Origin of the sequence: Clostridium sp. AF36-4 (assembly GCF_003435975.1) — a bacterium.
In the GTDB taxonomy this organism is placed as follows: domain Bacteria; phylum Bacillota; class Clostridia; order Lachnospirales; family Lachnospiraceae; genus Eubacterium_F.
The window spans coordinates 75,628-95,420 of the sequence record NZ_QTVH01000001.1; the positions used below are offsets into that span (position 1 = coordinate 75,628).

The 19,793-nt window shown below is 40.8% G+C and carries 17 protein-coding genes; 16 read left to right on the forward strand and 1 reads right to left on the reverse strand.

Features of this window, described 5'->3' with window-relative positions; all coding sequences use genetic code 11:
- Nucleotides 1-19 precede the first annotated feature (19 nt).
- The 7 genes from DW005_RS00335 to DW005_RS00365 all read left to right on the forward strand — a co-directional run bounded on the left by DW005_RS00335 (nucleotide 20) and on the right by DW005_RS00365 (nucleotide 11,029).
- Complete coding sequence (locus DW005_RS00335) at nucleotides 20-2,611, forward strand: DUF5696 domain-containing protein (protein WP_117477705.1); 2,592 nt, start codon at nucleotides 20-22, stop codon at nucleotides 2,609-2,611.
- Entirely contained in the window at nucleotides 2,612-3,526 is a 915-nt protein-coding gene (locus tag DW005_RS00340) for a sugar ABC transporter permease (RefSeq protein ID WP_117477706.1), read from the forward strand.
- Complete coding sequence (locus DW005_RS00345) at nucleotides 3,519-4,511, forward strand: carbohydrate ABC transporter permease (RefSeq protein ID WP_117477707.1); 993 nt, start codon at nucleotides 3,519-3,521, stop codon at nucleotides 4,509-4,511. Before DW005_RS00340 ends, DW005_RS00345 begins: the two co-directional genes overlap by 8 nt.
- A gap of 122 nt (nucleotides 4,512-4,633) precedes the next feature.
- A complete protein-coding gene (locus DW005_RS00350) occupies nucleotides 4,634-6,067 on the forward strand; it encodes an extracellular solute-binding protein (RefSeq protein ID WP_117477708.1) in 1,434 nt (477 codons plus the stop codon).
- 237 nt (nucleotides 6,068-6,304) lie between these two features.
- Nucleotides 6,305-8,272, forward strand: a complete 1,968-nt coding sequence (locus DW005_RS00355; protein WP_117477709.1) for an alpha-glucuronidase family glycosyl hydrolase — start codon at nucleotides 6,305-6,307, stop codon at nucleotides 8,270-8,272.
- A gap of 68 nt (nucleotides 8,273-8,340) precedes the next feature.
- The gene (gene uxuA / locus DW005_RS00360) at nucleotides 8,341-9,411 is read left to right on the forward strand and encodes a mannonate dehydratase (RefSeq protein ID WP_117477710.1); all 1,071 of its coding nucleotides are present in this window, start codon (nucleotides 8,341-8,343) and stop codon (nucleotides 9,409-9,411) included.
- 13 nt (nucleotides 9,412-9,424) lie between these two features.
- A complete protein-coding gene (locus DW005_RS00365) occupies nucleotides 9,425-11,029 on the forward strand; it encodes a mannitol dehydrogenase family protein (RefSeq protein ID WP_117477711.1) in 1,605 nt (534 codons plus the stop codon).
- 99 nt (nucleotides 11,030-11,128) lie between these two features.
- Here DW005_RS00365 and sigG read toward each other — a convergent pair whose 3' ends face one another.
- Nucleotides 11,129-11,908, reverse strand: a complete 780-nt coding sequence (gene sigG / locus DW005_RS00370) for an RNA polymerase sporulation sigma factor SigG (protein WP_117477712.1) — start codon at nucleotides 11,906-11,908, stop codon at nucleotides 11,129-11,131.
- A 109-nt stretch (nucleotides 11,909-12,017) separates the two neighbouring features.
- Between sigG and DW005_RS00375 the strand changes: the two genes are divergently transcribed.
- The 9 genes from DW005_RS00375 (at nucleotide 12,018) to fliE (ending at nucleotide 19,781) form a co-directional block, all read left to right on the forward strand.
- Nucleotides 12,018-12,278 carry a YlmC/YmxH family sporulation protein gene (locus tag DW005_RS00375; RefSeq protein ID WP_117477713.1) on the forward strand — a complete coding sequence of 87 codons (261 nt, stop codon included), beginning with the start codon at nucleotides 12,018-12,020 and terminating at the stop codon, nucleotides 12,276-12,278.
- A gap of 60 nt (nucleotides 12,279-12,338) precedes the next feature.
- On the forward strand, nucleotides 12,339-12,803 hold the full coding sequence (nrdR, locus tag DW005_RS00380) for a transcriptional regulator NrdR (protein WP_117477714.1): 465 nt from the start codon (nucleotides 12,339-12,341) through the stop codon (nucleotides 12,801-12,803).
- 70 nt (nucleotides 12,804-12,873) lie between these two features.
- Nucleotides 12,874-14,406 (forward strand): YifB family Mg chelatase-like AAA ATPase, encoded by a 1,533-nt coding sequence (locus tag DW005_RS00385; protein ID WP_117477715.1) that lies wholly within the window; start codon nucleotides 12,874-12,876, stop codon nucleotides 14,404-14,406.
- A complete protein-coding gene (gene dprA, locus DW005_RS00390; protein ID WP_117477716.1) occupies nucleotides 14,403-15,476 on the forward strand; it encodes a DNA-processing protein DprA in 1,074 nt (357 codons plus the stop codon). Before DW005_RS00385 ends, dprA begins: the two co-directional genes overlap by 4 nt.
- A gap of 110 nt (nucleotides 15,477-15,586) precedes the next feature.
- Nucleotides 15,587-17,650 (forward strand): type I DNA topoisomerase, encoded by a 2,064-nt coding sequence (gene topA, locus DW005_RS00395; protein ID WP_022378022.1) that lies wholly within the window; start codon nucleotides 15,587-15,589, stop codon nucleotides 17,648-17,650.
- 70 nt (nucleotides 17,651-17,720) lie between these two features.
- The gene (gene codY / locus DW005_RS00400; RefSeq protein ID WP_117477717.1) at nucleotides 17,721-18,500 is read left to right on the forward strand and encodes a GTP-sensing pleiotropic transcriptional regulator CodY; all 780 of its coding nucleotides are present in this window, start codon (nucleotides 17,721-17,723) and stop codon (nucleotides 18,498-18,500) included.
- Between the two features lie 81 nt (nucleotides 18,501-18,581).
- Nucleotides 18,582-18,971 (forward strand): flagellar basal body rod protein FlgB, encoded by a 390-nt coding sequence (flgB, locus tag DW005_RS00405; RefSeq protein WP_022378020.1) that lies wholly within the window; start codon nucleotides 18,582-18,584, stop codon nucleotides 18,969-18,971.
- Nucleotides 18,972-18,992: 21 nt separating this feature from the next.
- A complete protein-coding gene (gene flgC, locus DW005_RS00410) occupies nucleotides 18,993-19,433 on the forward strand; it encodes a flagellar basal body rod protein FlgC (protein WP_022378019.1) in 441 nt (146 codons plus the stop codon).
- A 21-nt stretch (nucleotides 19,434-19,454) separates the two neighbouring features.
- Complete coding sequence (fliE, locus tag DW005_RS00415) at nucleotides 19,455-19,781, forward strand: flagellar hook-basal body complex protein FliE (protein WP_117477718.1); 327 nt, start codon at nucleotides 19,455-19,457, stop codon at nucleotides 19,779-19,781.
- Nucleotides 19,782-19,793 lie beyond the last annotated feature (12 nt).

The window sequence follows — 19,793 nt, forward strand, 5'->3', positions numbered from 1 at the left end:
GAAAGGAGGAAATGACAGAATGAAAAACAAGTTGTATTTGCTCCTGATTACAGTTATGGCATGTTTCGCTCTTAGTGCCTGCGGTGATTCCGATGAGGGGACTAAGGAGATGAAAACTTATGAATATGATAACAGCGGAGATGTAGTAATTGAAAATGATTCATTGAAACTCTCAGTGAGTGGTTCTTCCACACAGCTTGAGGTTACAGACAAGGCAACCGGAAAGGTATATCGCTCCAATCCGACTGCTGAGGATGTAGAGAAGTATGCAAATGCCGATGGACATTACAAAGATGTGTTAAGCTCAACTTTGAACCTTACTTACTCCAACAGTACTGACACGAAGAAAGAGATTGATAACTACTCTCAGTGTATTCGGGACAATAAGTTTTATAAAATCGAGAAAGTAAACGATAACGAAATTAAAGTAAGTTATTCCGTAGGTGATTTTGAAAAAACCTACACTTGTCCGGTCGCAATCAAAGAGTCCAGAATGAAGAAGTATCTGGATAAGATGTCGAGATCGGCACAGAAGTCAGCACTCAGAAGTTATGTTTATTTTAACTATGAGGAACTTAGTAAGTCGGATGATTCTACCGACAAGCAGCTGTTGACAAAAGGTGAAAAAATTTTCCCTGACTTGAAGGATGAGCCAATTTATTATTTGGATGAGTCGGTTACCGATTCCCGTCTTCAGCAGTTGGAAGACAAATTCGTAGAAGCAGGATATACTTTGGAGGACCGTACAAAAGATATGGGCAATTACAAAGTATCCCGTAACGAAGGGAAACCAATTTTCGATATTAGTGTTCACTATGTATTGGAAGATAACCAGCTGGTTGTAAAAGTACCGATGAAGGAAATCTCCTATAACGAAGATTATCCGATTGTTAAACTTCAGGTTCTTCCATATATGGGAGCATCAAATGTTGATGAAAAAGGTTACATGATTGTTCCGGAAGGAACCGGTGGAAAAATTAACTTCAACAATGGTAAGACCGGACAGCAGAGATATCAGAGTGATGTTTACGGCTGGGATTATGGTCAGGCACGAACAACGATTGTCGATGAGACAAAATCCAATTTCCCACTGCTTGCCATTGCAAATGAGACTACCCAGAGTTCATTCCTTTGTGTTGCTGAAGAGGGAAGTTCTTACGCAACCGTTCAGGCGGATATTTCCGGAAAGAACAATGGATATAACTATAGTACATTCATTTACAGTCTGATTCACGGCGAAAACATGGATGTATCCACAAAATCGGATACAACCGTTCGTGTTTATGAAGACGGGCTGCCAAATGAAACACTTTCCCAGAGATACATTTTCTCTGATAAAACCGATTATTCGGATTTGGCAAAAGAGTACCGCGGATATCTTCAGAAGAAATATCCAAGTCTTGGTAAAGTTGACAGTGATAAACAGGCATTGGCTGTTGAGATGATTGGTGCCGTAGATGATACCGAGCATATCCTTGGTTATCCGGTTGTTCGCTCTCAGTCATTGACTTCTTACACACAGGCCAAATCGATTTTGGAAGATTTGCAGAAAGCCGGCATTGGCAATATTAATGCGAAGTATACCGGATGGTTTAATACCGGTGTGAAACAGACATCTGCTGCTAAAGTAAAAACAGTAGGACGTTTGGGAAGTTCTTCAGATTTGGAAGATTTGACTGCTTATGCAAATAAGACAAATGGTATGCAGCTTTATCTGAATGGTACATTTAACTATGTATACAAAGACAAATGGTTTGACGGATTCAGTTCCACAAGAAATGCAGCGAAGTTTGTCAGCCGTGAAGAGTGTGAGCTTTATAACTGGGATCCAATTACTTACCAGGCAAATGATGATTACACCGATTATCATAATTACGATAGTTATTACTTGGTAAAACCGTCGTATGCAATGGATTCGGTTGACACTTATGTAGAAAAAGTAAATGGTTACGGCAGCAAGAATATCGGTATGGAAGATATCGGTAATACACTTGCCGGTGACTACAATCCAAAAGACAGAGTATCGCGTGAAGCAGCTTTGAATCTTCAGGTTAAGAAATTACAGTCACTGAAACAGGGCGGAAACAAGGTTATGATTACAAGTGGTAACCAGTATGCAGTACCTTACGCAGACTTCGTTACAGACATGAACTTAGATGCCCGTGCCGTAAACATCATTGATGAGCAGGTTCCATTCTATACCATGGCATTGCATGGTTTAATAAATTACTCCGGCGGTGCAATTAACTTGGCAGATGATGAGAAGGAGAATATCCTGAAGTCCGCTGAGTCCGGTGCCGGATTATACTTCACTTACATTGCTGAAAAGACAAGTGTTTTACAGGATGGTAAGTACACAAGATACTATGCTTGTAACTACGATGACTGGAAGAAAGATACTTTGAGTCTGTATAACAAGTTTAATGAAACATTCGAAGGAACATACGATAAAGCAATTGATAAGCATGAAAAAATTGCAGAGGGCGTATATAAGACAACCTTCGAAGGCGGAAAAGCAGTTGTTGTAAACTACAACTATAGCAACTATCAATATAATGGCCAGGAAATCGCGGCCAGAGATTTCGCAGCTGTGAAGGGAGGTGAAGAATAAATGGCTCGCAAGAATAAAAAGAAAAAGACATTAGCATTTAAAAATGCGGTTGCAGGCTATTTATTTATTGCACCATTCATCATCGGTTTTATCCTGTTCTTGGTTGTGCCGTTAGTACAGTCGTTAAGAATGAGTTTCAGTACGGTAGAACTTGAAGGTGGATTGTCCATGACATGGGCGGGACTTGAAAATTATCGTCAGGCATTTTTGGTAGATGAGAAGTTTGTACCAAACCTCATTTCTGAGTTGGTAAAAATGCTGACAAACGTTCCGGCAACATTGATTTTCAGTTTCTTTATTGCGTTACTTTTGAATCAGTCTTTCAAAGGAAGAGGTGCGGTTCGTGCGATATTCTTCCTGCCGGTTATTCTTTCATCCGGTGTTATTGTTGGTTTGGAAAGTGGAAATACACTTTTGGCTGACATGAAAGATGCGATTGAAGCAACAAACAATAATACAAGTATTACAGGTGTACTTGAGAGTATCCTGATTACATCAGACTCAAGTCCGATGTCACAGATGTTTAGTTATGTATTTGATATTATTAATAGTGTATATGATATTGCGATTGCATCTGGTATCCAGATTATCATTTTCCTTTCTGCATTGCAGACGATTTCGCCAAGTATGTTCGAGGCGGCAAAAATCGAGGGATGTACAGCCTGGGAAAGTTTCTGGAAGATTACACTTCCAATGGTAAGTTCCATGATTTTGGTAAATATCGTATATACGGTAATTGACTTCTTCTTGAAGACAGACAACACAGTTATGGAGCGTATCGATGCAATCGGTATCGGTGGACGAATGGACTATGGTCAGGCGTCGGCGATGGCGTGGGTATATTTCCTTTGTGTAATTGTTGCGTTGGGTATTGTTTCGTTGATTATTTCTAGGAGGGTATATTATTATGAGTAAAATGAGTAAGTTTCAAGCCTTCAGGGAACGTAATAGAAAATCCAACGGCTATCTGTTGCGCAAGGTATCCTTTAATGTAGCTTACAAAATCGTGCGTTTTGTATTGTTGTTTGGATTGTGTTTCTTGATTTTGCAGCCACTCTTAAATAAGATTTCCATTAGTTTCATGGAAGAGCGTGATTTGTACGATTCGACAATCAACGTAATTCCACGTCACTTCACATTGGATAACTTTAAGATTGCCGCCGATTTGATGGATTATTGGGCTGCTTTAGGTAACACATTATGGATTTCTTTATTGGTAAGTGTTTTGCAGATTATATCCTGTACATTAGTTGGATATGGTTTTGCGAGATACAAATTCCCATTGAAGAACCTTTGGTTTGCAATGGTGGTACTTGTTATCGTTATTCCACCTTCAACCATTCAGTCTTCCCTGTATTTGAATTTCCGTTATTTTGATATTCTCGGAATATTCAGCCTGATAACGGGGCAGCCACTGAACTTATTGGATTCCTTTGCACCATACGCATTTATGTGTCTTGGATGTATGGGATTGAAAAATGGTTTGTACATTTACATGCTTCGTCAGTTCTTCCGTGGTATTCCGAAGGAATTGGAAGAAGCTGCTTATGTAGATGGATGTGGTAAGGTTAAAACATTCGTGCGTATTATGCTGCCGGATGCAAAACCAATGATTACATCATGTTTCCTGTTCTCCTTTGTATGGCAGTGGACGGATAGTTTTTATTCAGGAATGTTTCTTCCAAACTATTCGATTCTGGCAAACAAAGTGGCTCGTTTGTCTGAGGTGCTGAACTCTTATGTGAAAGCAACCACAGGTCTTGATAAAGCGTCGACCGCTTATGCATCCGCCATGATTGGTACAGGTACATTGTTGGTAATTATTCCTTTGATTATTGTATATTTATTTGCACAGAAAGGCTTCGTAGAAAGTTTGAGTCAGTCTGGTATCAAGATGTAACAAAGATAATTTGCCCTATTTGGCATCTGCCTGTTCTGGCAGGTGCCGTCGGGCAGTAATGACTTAGGTTATCACCGGGATTTTCCGGTATAACAATATATTAAATAAGGAGGCAAAACAAAATGAAAGCAAGCATGCAGAAGCTGATTGCGATGGGTCTTTGTGTTGTTCTTGCAGTAGGTTCTCTTACTGGATGTGGCGGCTCCTCCAATGATGCAGGCAGTGCATCAGGCGATGGCGCAAAAACATCATCTTCTTCAAACAAGAAAACATTTAGTGACCTTGGTGGCATGGATATCACGGTAGGTGACTGGTATACTTCCAAAGATACCCTTGCAGACAGAACCGACGAGTTTGGTAAAAAGCAGAATGAGTACTGGAAGAGTATTCAGGAGAAGTACAATTTCAAAATTACTCGTGATTCTGTTTATTCCTATACAGATGCAAAATCAGATTATGTAAATGACGTTATGGCAAGTAGTCCAAAATACGAAATTTACTATCTGTATCAGGAATTTGTTTCTGAGCCTTTGATGAAAGGCTTGATGTATGATTTGTCAACTCTTCCGGAGTTCAATTTCGATGAAGAAAAATGGAATCCAACAGTTAAAGAGTTGATGAGCATTGGTGATGGTATCTGGGGTATGAGCCCAGACAGTGAGCCACGTGGTGGTATTTTCTACAATAAACGTCTCTTCAAGGAAGCTGGTATTCCGGAAGATGAGCCATATGATTTGCAGAAAAACAATCAGTGGACATGGGACAAGTTCGAAGAGTATTGTAAGAAACTTACAAAGGATACCGATGGTGATGGTAAAACAGACCAGTATGCTATGGCAAGTTTCTCAAAATACTATCTGCCAATGTGTGCAGCTAACAACAATGCAACATTTGTATCTCGTGACAAAGACGGTAAATATGTTGATGCAATTACATCCAAAGAGTTCAAAGATGCTATGAACTGGGGTGTTGACTTGATTAAGAAAGGTTATATTAAGCCAAAACCATCAGAAAACGTAGCATGGGATTGGTATAAAGCTGCATTCCGTGATGGCGAAGCTGCTATGCAGACTGCTGAGGTTTATGAGATTAGTGCGTTTGCTGATATGGAAGATGACTGGGGATTCGTAATGTTCCCATACAACCAGGATCAGAAGGGTGCTACAAATAAGACAGTACCAAACGACAACATCGTTGTTATGCCAAGCTGCTTCGATCAGGAAAAAGCTGAGAAGATTGCATTTGCTTACGATTTGTACACAGAGCCTGTTGAAGGATATACTCCTCATGATCAGATTCTTGAGCAGTATTACCCACAGTTCAGAGATGACCGTGCAGTAGATGAAACAATCGCTATGATGTTGGAAGAGAAGCATAAATCTACTTCTTATCTGCCAATGATTAGTGAAATCGACTATGGTGATTTCTGTTATCCTGTATATGCAAATGCAACAACACCTGCTAAGAAGATTGAAGAGCTTTCAACCAAATGGGATACGAAGATTAGCAAAGTTAATGCTGAGTATGAGAAGTTTGCAAAAGAGCATACAAAATAATAACAAAAAGAAACAGGTAATTTAGTTTCATGGGGCTGTTCAGAATAAGCGAAAGCTTTGTTTTGTACAGCCCTTTCTTAAAATCTGAAGATTGAAAATTAGGGATTGAAAAACCATTTATATATAGATTATAATAATAAAGTCATAAGGCTATGCTATAACTTGAATTGTTGTAGCATTTATGGTAACTTATTAAAGACAATTGATTTAAAACTTGATGAATAAGAGGAGAAACAGATGGATTATAGCAGATGCTGGCTGGATTATCAGCCCGTAGATACAATTGAAAAAGAATGGCTGGCATATTTTCAATCCTGTGAGGGAGAAATCGTAGAAAGTGCTATTAGTGAATACAAACTTGCTATGGAAAATATGGCAGGAAAAGTTCCTCAGTTAGTAAAAAAAGAAGAGGCAGGCGTGGTATTTTCCGTGGATTCTTCTATAAAAGAGGGAAAAGACGGATATATTATCACAAAAGAGGAGAGCCGGTATCAGATTACCGGGAAGTCAGAGAGCGGACTGTTATATGGTGTGTTCCATTTTCTTCGTTTAATTCGGACCAAACAGATGAATTGTTTTCCGGTTCAGAATACACCGGAAATGCCGCTTCGCATGATGAATCACTGGGATAACATGGATGGCAGCATCGAGAGAGGTTATTCGGGGGAATCTTTTTTCTACAAGGATTACGAAATTTTATGGAATGACCGCATTGTACAGTATGTTAGAATGATGGCATCTGTTGGTATTAATGCGATTGTAATCAATAATGTTAATGTTCATGAGAATGAGACTTATTTGATCACGGACCGTTATTTGCAGCAAGTAAAACAATATGCCGACTTGTTTGCAAAATATGGAATTAAATTGTATACAAGTGTAAATTTTGCCGCACCGATGGAATTAGATAATTTTACAGACTGTGACCCACTAAATCCTTTAGTGGCAGACTGGTGGAAAAAAACGGTGTCACATGTGTATGAGGTGATTCCAAACTTTGGCGGATTTTTGGTAAAGGCAGATTCTGAGGGAAGACCGGGACCATTTACGTATGGAAGAACACATGCAGATGGAGCTAATATGTTAGGTAAGGCACTTGCTCCGTATGGCGGAATTTTAGTATGGCGCTGCTTCGTATATAATTGCGGGCAGGACTGGCGTGATAAAAAGACAGATCGTGCCAGAGCGGCATATGACAACTTTATAGAATTAGATGGAAACTTTGATGACAATGTTATTTTACAGATAAAAAACGGACCGATGGATTTCCAGGTGCGTGAGCCGGTTTCACCGTTGTTTGGCGGCTTGAAAAAGACCAACATGATTTTGGAAGTGGAGATTGCACAGGAATACACCGGACAGCAGATTGATTTGTGTTATCTGCTCCCGATGTGGCGTGAAATTCTTGACTTTGATACGTATGCTGCTGGCGAAGGTTCAACCGTGCAGAAAATTGTAGATGGCTCTGTTTATGGACAGCATTTGTGTGGTATGGCAGCTGTTATTAATACCGGTAATGACTATAATTGGACCGGAAATGATTTAGCGGCAGCAAACACTTACGGCTATGGAAGATTGGCGATGAATCCGTCCGAAGATTCGGCGGTTATTGCAAAAGAATGGGCAGAACTTACCCTTCCTAAATCGCTTTCCGACGGCGTCGTTTCGATGCTTATGAAGTCCTGGTCCACATATGAAAAGTATACGTCTCCGCTAGGTATTGGCTGGATGGTGACACCGCATTATCATTACGGACCGGATATTGACGGATATGAGTATGACCGCTGGGGAACTTATCACAGAGCGGATAGAAATGGTCTGGGTGTTGACCGTACACCAAATGGTACCGGCTATACAACTCAGTATAATGAGCCATGGTGCACAAAGTATGCAGATAAAAAACAGTGTCCACAGGAGCTTTTGTTATTTTTCCATTATGTCCGCTATGATGAAGTGTTAGCTTCAGGAAAAACACTGATTCAGCATATATATGACACGCATTTTGAGGGTGTTAATGAAGTGGAAGAAATGATTGCTGGTTGGAAGGCATGGAAAGAGGAGATGGCAGAGGATGTCTACGAGAGAGTCCTTTCCCGCATGGAGAGACAGCTTTCTAATGCAATCGAATGGAGAGACCGCGTAAATACATATTTTTACCGGAAGAGTGGAGTGAAAGATGCACTTTCCCGAAAAATATATGAATAGGATGATTTAGACAAGGTCATTCGTAACATAATAAGAAAATATAATAATAAGAAAAGAGGTTATTGATTATGGACATGACATTAAGATGGTATGGAGAAGGAAACGACAGTGTGACACTGGATCAGATTCGCCAGATTCCCGGCGTGACCGGTGTAATTACAGCACTTCATGATATTCCTGCAGGAGAAGCATGGACGTATGAAGACGTCATGAAAAGAAAGCAGGAAGTAGAAGCAAAAGGTTTGAGGTTAGTTGGTGTGGAAAGTATCAACGTACACGAGGATATTAAAATTGGTCTTCCAACAAGAGATGAATTGATTGAAAACTACTGCAAATCGTTAGAGGCTATTGGAAAAGCAGATATTCATCTTGTATGTTATAACTTTATGCCGGTCTTTGACTGGACACGTACGGATTTGGCTATGCCTTTGGAGGATGGTTCTACAGCACTTGCTTATGATTCATCTATTATTGACGGTATTGATGCCAGCGAGATGTTTGACCGTATTGAAAAGGCAAGTGGCGGCTTTGTAATGCCTGGCTGGGAGCCGAACCGCCGTGATGAGATTATGGATTTGTTTGAGAAATACAAAGACGTTGATGCAGACAAACTGCGTGAAAATTATAAATATTTCTTGGATGGTATTATTCCTACCTGTGAAAAATACAAAATTAAAATGGCAGTTCACCCGGACGATCCGGCTTGGGATGTATTCGGACTTCCACGTATTGTAACATGCGAAGAGGATCTTTTAAAAATTGCCGATATGAATCCAAGTATTTACAATGGATTTACACTTTGTACCGGTTCTCTTGGAAGTAATTTGAACAATGATCTGCCAAAGATTATCCGCAATCCGAAAATTGCAGAGAGAATTCACTTTGCTCACCTGAGAAATATTAAGTATGAGAACAAAGATTTGTTCCATGAAGTATCTCATTTGTCAAGCGATGGAAATCTTGATATGTATGAAATTGTAAAAGCATTGATTGATACCGGATTTGACGGATGTATTCGTCCGGATCATGGACGTATGATTTGGGACGAGCAGGCAAGACCGGGATACGGTTTGTATGACCGTGCTCTTGGTGTCGCTTATCTGAATGGTTTGTGGGAAGCAATTCATAAAAATAAATAAGAGGTGACTAGGCATGAAATTATTAGATTTACAAAATGGCGAGACAAACGTCTGGGAGGAGAAAGGATATCTTCTTCCCAAGTATGACAGAGAAGAGTTAAAGAAAAAAACAAAGGAAAACCCGACATGGGTTCACTTTGGTGCCGGTAATATTTTTCGTGCATTTCCGGCTGCAAAATTACAGGATTTGCTGAATTTAGGAGAATATGACCGCGGTGTTGTTGTGGCAGAGAGTTTTGATCATGAGATTATTACAAAGGCATACAAGCCGTATGATGGTTTGAGTTTGTCGGTTGTGTTAAAAGCTGAGGGAACCATTGAGAAACACGTGGTTGGAAGCGTAACGGAATCGTTAGTTGCTGACCCGGTGGCACCAAAAGATTTTGCACGTCTTACTGAGATTTTTGAAAATCCTTCCCTTCAGATGGTGACATTTACCATTACGGAAAAAGGATATTCATTAGTCAATGGTAAAGGAGAAAAACTGCCGGGTGTAGAAGATGGATTCTTAGCAGGTCCGGGAAATCAGAGTCATCTGATGGGACGTATTGCCTCTCTGTGCTACGCACGTTTTGTTAAAAATGGTACACCGCTTGCCCTTGTCAGCACCGATAACTGTTCTCACAATGGGGACAAGTTAAAGGCCGGCGTTATGGCATATGTAGATGCTTGGAAACAGGCCGGAAAAGTGAATGATGATTTTGTTTCTTATATGGAAGAAAAGGTATCCTTCCCATGGTCAATGATTGATAAAATCACGCCAAGACCGGACGGAAAAGTAAAAGAAATGCTTGAAAAAGATGGTTTTGAGGATACCGACTTGATTATTACAAGCCGCAATACGTATACAGCTCCGTTCGTAAATTCAGAGGAAACCGGTTATCTTGTTATTGAAGATAACTTCCCGAATGGACGTCCACCATTAGAAAAAGCTGGCATTGTATTTACAGACCGTGAAACGGTGGATAAAGTAGAAAAAATGAAAGTTTGTACCTGCTTGAATCCGTTGCATACAGCACTTGCTATTTATGGATGTATGTTAGGCCATACTTCCATTCATGATGAGATGGAAGACAAAGAACTTTCTCGGTTGATTCAGAAGATGTGTTATGAGGAAGCAATGCCGGTTGTTGTAAATCCAGGTGTTATTGATCCGAAAGAATTTGCAAACGCAGTATTGACAAAGCGTCTGCCAAATCCATTTATGCCGGATACGCCACAGAGAATTGCCTGTGATACGTCACAAAAACTCCCAATCCGCTTTGGCGAGACAATTAAGTTCTATGAGAACAGAGAAGACTTAGATACAAAGAGCCTTACGTTAATTCCACTTGTATTAGCAGGCTGGTGCCGCTATCTGATGGGAATTGATGACGAAGGAAACGCTTTTGAACAGAGTCCTGACCCACGTTTGGATGAAGTGAAAGCTCATGTCGCTGGAATTTCCTTTGGTGACACGGATGTACATGATAAATTGCAGCCGATTTTGAGCGATGCATCGATTTTTGCCGTAGACCTCTATTCGGTTTCTCTTGGTGAGAAAGTGGAGAAGATGTTTGTGGAATTGATTGCCGGAAAAGGTGCAATCCGCGGCACATTAAAGAAGTATGTAGACTAAAATAACGTATCGCTTTAAGATATGAAAAAGAAGTTCAATTTGTGAGAGATTTTAACATGGGGTGTTATCACATCTTAAATCAAATTGAACTTCTTTATTTTATGCCTCTAAGTGATTTTTCATAATTTTCAGGGCGTTTTTTTCCAGTCGTGAGACCTGTGCCTGAGAAATATGGATTTCGTTTGCCACTTCCATTTGTGTTTTACCTTCCAGATAGCGGAGTTTTATAATGTGGTTTTCCCGTTCCGGCAGATGGCTCAACGCGTCTTTTAAGGAGAGATGTTCGACCCAGTTGGATTCCTTGTTTTTTTTGTCACTGATTTGATCCATGACATACAACGTATCCCCGCCTTCAGAGTAAACCGGTTCATACAGGGAGACCGGACTTTGGATGGCATCCAGTGCAAAAACAATGTCTTTTGGTGGAACATCAATCATTTTTGAAATTTCTTCTAAGGTTGGTTCTGTTTCTTGTTTTTTCATCAGTGCTTCTTTTGCATAAATAGCTTTGTAGGCAGTGTCGCGGAGAGAGCGGCTCACACGAATCGCATTGTTGTCGCGAAGATAGCGCCGTACCTCGCCAATAATCATCGGTACTGCATAGGTTGAAAATTTTACATTCTGTGTAACGTCAAAATTATCAATTGCCTTCATTAAACCAATGCATCCAATTTGAAATAAATCGTCTACATTTTCGGTACTGTTATTAAACCTTTGGATGATGCTTAACACGAGACGGAGATTGCCGTGGATGTAAGTTTCACGTGCCTTTTTATCACCCTTTTTTATTTTATCGAACAGTGTCTTTTTTTCTTCATTTGACAGAAGTGGGAGTTTGCTTGTATTAATGCCGCAGATTTCAACCTTGTAGTGTGCCATGGTATGTCCTCCATTTTGTCCATTGATTTCCTTTCTTTTATCATGAACAGATGAAGCACAAATTATGCGTTTGTTACATATAATATTTTAGAAAGAGAAGGAGATTTTTATGCGGATTTGTGATTTGAGGGAGAAGGAAGTTATTAATATTTGTGATGGCGAGAGACTTGGTTTTGTAGAAGACGTCGAGTTTGATTTGTGCACCGGAAAAATTACACATATTATTATTCCGGGCCCATGCAAATTTTTTGGTGTGCTGGGTAGAGAAGAAGAATACGTCATTGAAATATGTCATATCTGTAAAATCGGAACAGATTTGATTCTTGTGGAGGTAAATAAGGAGCGCGTTACAAACAAATGTGGAAACTAGTCTTTACTTCATGTGAAAAATTCGATATACTTACAGTAGTGAAAAGAAGGAGAGAAGACTATGAAATGTCCATTTTGTGCAGAAGAAAATACGAAGGTAATTGATTCAAGACCGGCCGATGACAATAATTCGATTCGTCGCCGTCGCCAGTGTGAAAAATGTGGGAAGCGTTTTACAACTTATGAGAAGTTGGAGACGATTCCTCTTGTTATCATAAAGAAAGACCGGATGAGAGAGCCGTATGACCGTTCAAAAATTGAACGCGGTGTATTCCGCTCATGTATAAAGCGTCCAATTTCGGTTGACCAGATTAATGAATTGGTAGATTCTGTGGAAAGTGCAGTTTTTAATCTCGGAGAAAAGGAAGTTGAGAGCAAAAAAATCGGAGAAATTCTGATGGACAAGCTTCAGCAGTTAGACCCGGTTGCCTATGTTCGTTTTGCCTCAGTATATCGCGAGTTTAAGGATGTAAATACCTTTATGGATGAAATTAAAAAATTGTTGGAAAAGCAGCAAAAGAATTAAAAAAGACTTGCGTCCTTCTGACCTGTGTGTTATAATGTGCTTGGTTCGTTCCTCAGGTTAGGAGGAATTTATGTTTAGTCAATCGTTTGGCGCGGATGTCTATGGTACAAAAGCCAGAGTAATCCGCATTGAGGCAGATGTCAGTGATGGTCTGCCCGTTTTTGATATGGTGGGATTTTTAGCCTCTGCCGTGAAGGAGGCGAGAGAGCGCGTGCGGATTGCTGTGCGCCAGATGGGGATTCGTTTTCCCGCAAAACGCATTACGGTGAATCTGTCGCCTGCGAATGTAAGAAAGGAAGGCACAACATTTGACCTTCCCATTGCAATTTGTCTGTTGACCGCATTCGGTCATTTATCCAAAGAATGTATCAAAGATACGATGTTTATCGGGGAACTTGGTTTAGATGGTTCCGTACAGAGTGTAAATGGTGTATTAGCTATGGTTTTAGAAGGAAAGAAGCAGGGACTTCGACAGTTTCTTGTGCCAAAAGGAAATGTAAAAGAAGCTGCCGTATTAGAAGGAATTTCTCTTTATGGGGTGGAAAGCCTTTCAGAAACGCTGCGTTTTTTACGAGGAGAAATTTCCCTGAAGAAAGTGTATATTCCTTTTGAAAAGTGGGATGAGTCACAGGAAGAAGGACTTGATTTTTCTGATATTAAAGGACAGGAAATGATGAAGCGTGCGGCAGAAATTGCGGTGAGTGGAAGACATAATCTTTTGATGATTGGACCACCGGGAAGTGGGAAGACGATGCTTGCGAAAAGACTTCCAACGATTCTGCCACCGATGACGTTAGAAGAAAGTGTGGAAGTGACGAGATTGTACAGTGTGTGCGGACTTTTAGGAGAACATGCGTCTGTACTGAAAAAGCGGCCGTTTCGTGCTCCCCACCATACAACGACGGCAGCGGCACTTACCGGAGGCGGCAGAATTCCAATGCCGGGAGAGATTACATTGGCTTCAAAAGGAATTCTGTTTTTAGATGAACTTCCGGAATTTTCAAGGAGTGCGCTAGAGGTGCTCAGACAGCCTTTAGAAGAACAGAAAGTAACAATTGCACGTGTTGGGAGCAGTTATGAGTATCCATCGGACTGCTCGTTTGTGGCGGCGATGAACCCATGCCGGTGCGGTTATTATCCAAACCGAGATAAATGTCGATGCACGACAGCAGATATCAAGCGCTATTTAGCAAAAATCAGTGAGCCGTTGTTAGACCGGATGGATTTATGTGTAGAAACAGGACTGCCGGAATTTTCCCTGTATGAGAAAAAAGGAGAGACAAGTAAGCAGATAAGAGAGAGGGTGAAGAGGACTCACAGGATACAAAAGAAACGCTATCGAAAAGAAAACTTTTCCTATAATAGTGAGTTGACACCACAGGCAATGAAAAAATACTGTATCATGGGTACAGCGGAGAAAGAATTGTTAGAATTCTTATTTCACGAGGAACAGATGAGCGTGAGGCGGCTTTGCCGGATTGTACGTGTGTCGAGGACAATTGCGGATTTAGAGGAAAGTGATACGATTTTAGAAAGCCATATAACCGAGGCAGTTCGTTTTCGCAGTGTGGACCGCAAATACTGGGGGGTGGAGACGATATGACAAAGGAAGAAGAAATATATCTGTTTTGGCTGACTTCCCTTTCCGGACTTGGTTTGCCTTTTGTACAGAGGTTCTTTGAGCGGTATAAAAGCATAGATAAGGCGCGTTCTCTTTCTGAAACGGATATTAAAAAAGCAGAGTGGATGAAACCACGTGAAAAGAATTACTTTGCCAAAGCATATAAGCAGGAAGGCTGGCAGCATGAGTGGGAGCTGTTGGCGAAGAATCATATATCATTTTATTCCTATTTTCATGAATCTTATCCGGAGCGGCTAAAGCACATTGATTCCCCGCCAAAGAGGCTTTTTGTAAAAGGGAAACTGCCGGATGCATCAAAACTTTCTATAGCGGTTGTCGGGGCGAGAAATTGTACGCCGTACGGACGGGATATGGCACGGATGTTTAGTTATCGTCTGGCTGCGGCAGGCGTTTTTGTGATTAGCGGGATGGCTCTTGGAATTGATGGATGGGGGCACCAGGGGGCATTGGAAGCCGGGGGTGAAACTTATGCTGTTTTAGGTTCCGGTGTGATGCGGTGTTATCCTTCGTGTCATCAGAATTTGTATGAAAGTATTGTAAGGCATGGAGGAGTGATTTCAGAATTTCCGGTGTATGCTCGTGCCAAGCCTGTCTTTTTTCCTATGAGAAATCGTATTATCAGCGGTCTGTCGGATGGAATTCTAGTTGTGGAAGCCAGAGAAAAGAGCGGATCTTTGATTACAGCAGATGCGGCACTTGAGCAGGGAAAAGATGTATTTGTTATCCCCGGACGGATTGGAGATGAATTAAGTGTCGGTTGTAACCGGCTGATTCGTATGGGAGCAGTGCCGGTTTTGACACCGGATGATATACTGGATTATTATGGAGTTAAGACGTCTGACGGCTCGCAAAATGTGAATGAGACAGAGCAGAAAATCCTTGCTTTTCTCGGTGGAAAAACGATGCATATGGATGAGATTTCAGCAGGGTTATCTCTGCCAATGACACAGTTATTAAAGTGCATGATTGTACTTCAGAAAAAAGGATATGTCATCGAGGTCGGCAGAAATTTTTTTATGAAAAAAATATAAATATTGCTTGAAAGCCCGATTAAAATGGTGTATGCTAGAGTTTGTGAAAATTTTTGGAAGAATATGATTCATTAAATAGAGAGCATTTATCATTAGCAATGGAGGGTAATATGGCAAAGAATCTTATTATTGTAGAGTCTCCGGCAAAGTCGAAGACGATTAAAAAGTTTTTAGGGAAAAATTACGAAGTCGTAGCATCCAACGGTCATGTCAGAGATATGCCAAAGAGCCAGATGGGTGTTGATTTCGAAAATGATTTTGAGCCGAAATATATTACAATCAGAGGAAAAGGTGAGCTATTGGCTTCTCTGCGAAAAGAAGTCAAGAAGGCAGATAAAATTTATCTCGCAACTGACCCCGACCGTGAGGGAGAGGCAATTTCCTGGCATTTATGTCATGCTTTGAAGTTAGACCCGAAAAAAACAAGCCGGATTACCTTTAATGAAATTACAAAAAATGCGGTTCGCCAGTCGTTAAAGCAGTCGCGGGAAATTGATATGGATTTAGTGGATGCCCAGCAGGCAAGACGTGTTTTGGACCGTTTGGTTGGTTATTCGATCAGCCCGTTATTGTGGCAGAAAGTAAAAAGAGGTTTGAGTGCCGGCCGTGTGCAGTCGGTAACACTGCGTCTGATTGCTGACAGGGAAAGTGAAATTGATGCCTTTATTCCGAAAGAATACTGGTCGATGGAAGCAAAATTGTCAGTGCCGGGTGTAAAAAAGCCATTGGTGGCTAAATATTATGGTAATCCGGGCAAATGTGAAATTGCTTCCGGTGAAGAGGCAGAAAAAATCCGCAAAGAAATTGAAAAAGAAGATTTTAAAGTAAGCAGTATTAAGAAGGGTGAGCGCACCAAGAAGCCACCTCTTCCTTTTACAACGTCTACGTTGCAGCAGGAGTGTGCAAAACACTTGAATTTTCCAACGAGAAAGACAATGCAGATTGCCCAGCAGTTATATGAAGGTGTGCAGGTAAAGGGACATGGAACGATTGGTCTGATTACGTATCTGCGTACGGATTCGGTCCGTATCTCGGAAGAAGCGGATTTAGCTTGTAAAGATTATATTCGTGAAACATATGGAGAAGAAAATATTATTGAAAAGGCAGCAGTGTCAAAAACAAAGGGCAAGATTCAGGATGCGCACGAAGCAATCCGTCCGACATATGTGGATTTGACACCGGTTCAGGTAAAGGAATCTTTAACGAGAGACCAGTTCCGTTTGTATCAGCTGATTTGGAAGCGCTTTGTGGCAAGCCGTATGCACTCAGCAAAATACGATACGATTTCAGTTCGTATTATGGCAGGAAAACATCAATTTGCAAGTTCCGGTTCCAAACTTGTGTTTCCGGGTTTTTTGTCGGTGTACCAGCAGGATGATGATAAAGAAGAGCCAAATGCTGTGCTTGCTAAAGTAACAAAGGATTCTGTGCTGTCTTTAAGTGAATTACTGCCGGAACAGCATTTTACGCAGCCGCCGGCGCATTTTACCGAGGCTTCTTTAGTAAAAACTCTTGAAGAGTTAGGAATTGGACGCCCAAGTACCTATGCGCCAACAATTTCAACATTGATTTCACGCCGCTATGTGGCAAAGGAACAGAAGAATTTGTATTTGTCAGATTTGGGAGATATTGTAAATCAGATTATGGTGAGTGCATTTCCTAGTATTGTGGATGTAAACTTTACAGCAACGATGGAAGCTTTGCTAGATGGTGTTGCCGAGGGTAATGTGGAATGGAAGACCATTGTGAGAAACTTCTATCCGGATTTGGAAAAGGCTGTTTCACATGCAGAAAAAGCACTCGAAAAGATTAAAATAGAAGATGAAGTAACCGATGTCGTGTGTGAATTATGTGGACGCAATATGGTAATTAAGTACGGACCGCACGGAAAGTTTTTGGCGTGCCCCGGATTTCCGGAGTGCAGAAATACCAAACCATATTATGAAAAAATCGGTGTGAAGTGCCCGAAATGCGGCGGCGAGATTGTCATTAAAAAGACCCAGAAAGGCCGTCGTTATTATGGCTGCGAGAACAATCCGGAGTGTGATGTGATGACTTGGCAGAAGCCGTCGAATGAACGCTGTCCAAAGTGTGGCGGCATGATGTTGGAAAAAGGCAGTAAGTTAGTCTGTGCCGATAACACATGCGGTTATATTGAAAAGAAAGAGAAATAAAAAACAGACGACATAATGCTTGTCAATAAGGTGAAATTGTGATAATATTGTTCCATGGGGGACAAGCAATATGAGTATTCAATTATTGGATAAGACTCGAAAAATAAACCGTCTCCTCAACGACAAACATTCATCTAAGGTGGCATTTGCGGATATTTGTTTTGTGCTGGGACAGATGCTTTTAGCAAATGCGTACATAATCAGCAGTAAGGGAAAGTTGTTGGGAACTTATGTGAATGATGACGGGATGATTCCGAGTTTTCAGAGTAAACGGGGCAGTTATATCGAGACGATGTTAAATGAACGTTTCCTTAATGTGCTGTCAACAAAAGAAAATGTGAATCTGGAGACTCTTGGTTTTTCCAAAGAAGAAAGACAGGGAGTTGAGGCACTGATTACACCGATTAGTATTGGTGGCGAGAGGCTGGGAACGTTGTTTCTGTGCCGGTGTCAGAAAGCATTTTCGATTGAGGACATTATTTTAAGTGAATATAGCACGACTGTGGTAGGGCTTGAAATTATGAGGTCCATTCAAGAGGAATCAGATATTGAGCAGCATAAGAAGAGCAATTTCTCTTCTGCCTTGACGACGCTTACGCCACTTGAGCAGAAAGCGGTCAGTTACGTATTCCATGCAATGGGGGGAGAGGATGGTACCCTTGTGACGAGCAAGCTTGCCGGAAAAATTGGCATTACAAGGACTGTTATTGTCAATGCTTTGCGAAAATTAGAGAGCGCTGGCTTAATCAAGACAAAGTCATCCGGAGTGAAAGGAACGCACATTAGGGTTTTGAATGATATTGTCTATACCGAGTTTAACAGTTATTATCGTGAGAAATGGAATTCGTAAACGCAAAGGGAATTGTGATGGGAAGTCATAATGCCGTTTGCGTTTTTCTAGAAATAAAGAAATAAGAAAGGAAGTGCTACGATGGTTTTATCCAATGCATACAATTACATCAATGTGTTAGATAAGGCAGCGGATGCGAGCTGGACAAGAAATGATGTGCTGGCAAATAATATCGCAAATGCAGACACGCCGGGTTACAAAAGAAAAGATGTACAGTTTGAGACATATTTGTCGAATGCGGTGGCAGGAACAGATTCATTAGATGAGACGGTGGCAAATCTTGATTTGAATGATTTAAATGCAACGGTGTATAATGAACAGCCGGGGCTTAGTTATCGGAGTGACGGAAACAACGTAGATGTATCGACAGAAAACGTGGAACTGGCAAAAAACCAGATTAAGTATTATACGTTGATGAATTCTATTAGTCAGGAATTTTCACGGATGAAATCAGCGTTAAAGACTTCATAAATCAATTAAGGAGGAATGACTATGTCAGTATTTGGGGCTTTGGATGTGAGCGCTACCGGTATGACGGCGCAGCAGCTTCGAATGGATACAATTTCGGAAAATATTGCCAATGTAAACACGACTCGTGGAAAAGATGGCAAACCATATAAGAGGAAGACAGTTCTTTTTGAGGAGAAAAGTTATCCGAGTTTTAGTGAAAGTCTTAGCATGGCAAACCGTCATAATATTGGAAAAGGTGTTAAGGCAAGTAAAATAGTGGAAGATAATTCCGAAGGAAGTAAAGTATATGACCCTTCCCATCCGGATGCGGATGAAGATGGATACGTGACGTATCCGAATGTAAATACCGTGACCGAGATGACAAATATGATTGATGCGACAAGGGCTTTTGAAGCAAATGTTACGGTAATGAATTCGACAAAAGGGATGGCTCTTAAGGCACTTGATATTGGACAGAGTTAATTGTGAATGGAGGAAACCTAAATGGATATTGCTAGTTTGTCTGCAATTAGTGGCATTGAAAATATCAGTAAATACGCAGATAATAGTTTACAGACGGAAAAATCAAAAGGAAGCGGCACAGCAAGCTTTGACAGTTTGTTAAATTCAGCGATGAATTTAGTGCAACAGACGGAAGATTATTCCAATGCAGCAGAAGTAGAAGAAGTAAAGTATGCAATGGGACAGAGCGACAGTCTTCATGATTTGATGGTTGCTCAGCAGAAAGCAAATGTATCACTGCAATATACGGTAGCAGTAAAAAACACAGCAGTAGAAGCATATCGTTCGATTATGAATATGCAGATTTAACTGACAAAGGCG

Excerpts from the sequence above, each read along its gene's own strand:
- DW005_RS00335 (WP_117477705.1), top strand. The coding sequence starts at position 20 with ATGAAAAACAAGTTGTATTTGCTCCTGATTACAGTTATGGCATGTTTC.
- DW005_RS00340 (WP_117477706.1), top strand. The coding sequence starts at position 2,612 with ATGGCTCGCAAGAATAAAAAGAAAAAGACATTAGCATTTAAAAATGCG.
- DW005_RS00345 (WP_117477707.1), top strand. The coding sequence starts at position 3,519 with ATGAGTAAAATGAGTAAGTTTCAAGCCTTCAGGGAACGTAATAGAAAA.
- DW005_RS00350 (WP_117477708.1), top strand. The coding sequence starts at position 4,634 with ATGAAAGCAAGCATGCAGAAGCTGATTGCGATGGGTCTTTGTGTTGTT.
- DW005_RS00355 (WP_117477709.1), top strand. The coding sequence starts at position 6,305 with ATGGATTATAGCAGATGCTGGCTGGATTATCAGCCCGTAGATACAATT.
- uxuA (WP_117477710.1), top strand. The coding sequence starts at position 8,341 with ATGGACATGACATTAAGATGGTATGGAGAAGGAAACGACAGTGTGACA.
- DW005_RS00365 (WP_117477711.1), top strand. The coding sequence starts at position 9,425 with ATGAAATTATTAGATTTACAAAATGGCGAGACAAACGTCTGGGAGGAG.
- sigG (WP_117477712.1), bottom strand. The coding sequence starts at position 11,908 with ATGGCACACTACAAGGTTGAAATCTGCGGCATTAATACAAGCAAACTC.
- DW005_RS00375 (WP_117477713.1), top strand. The coding sequence starts at position 12,018 with ATGCGGATTTGTGATTTGAGGGAGAAGGAAGTTATTAATATTTGTGAT.
- nrdR (WP_117477714.1), top strand. The coding sequence starts at position 12,339 with ATGAAATGTCCATTTTGTGCAGAAGAAAATACGAAGGTAATTGATTCA.
- DW005_RS00385 (WP_117477715.1), top strand. The coding sequence starts at position 12,874 with ATGTTTAGTCAATCGTTTGGCGCGGATGTCTATGGTACAAAAGCCAGA.
- dprA (WP_117477716.1), top strand. The coding sequence starts at position 14,403 with ATGACAAAGGAAGAAGAAATATATCTGTTTTGGCTGACTTCCCTTTCC.
- topA (WP_022378022.1), top strand. The coding sequence starts at position 15,587 with ATGGCAAAGAATCTTATTATTGTAGAGTCTCCGGCAAAGTCGAAGACG.
- codY (WP_117477717.1), top strand. The coding sequence starts at position 17,721 with ATGAGTATTCAATTATTGGATAAGACTCGAAAAATAAACCGTCTCCTC.
- flgB (WP_022378020.1), top strand. The coding sequence starts at position 18,582 with ATGGTTTTATCCAATGCATACAATTACATCAATGTGTTAGATAAGGCA.
- flgC (WP_022378019.1), top strand. The coding sequence starts at position 18,993 with ATGTCAGTATTTGGGGCTTTGGATGTGAGCGCTACCGGTATGACGGCG.
- fliE (WP_117477718.1), top strand. The coding sequence starts at position 19,455 with ATGGATATTGCTAGTTTGTCTGCAATTAGTGGCATTGAAAATATCAGT.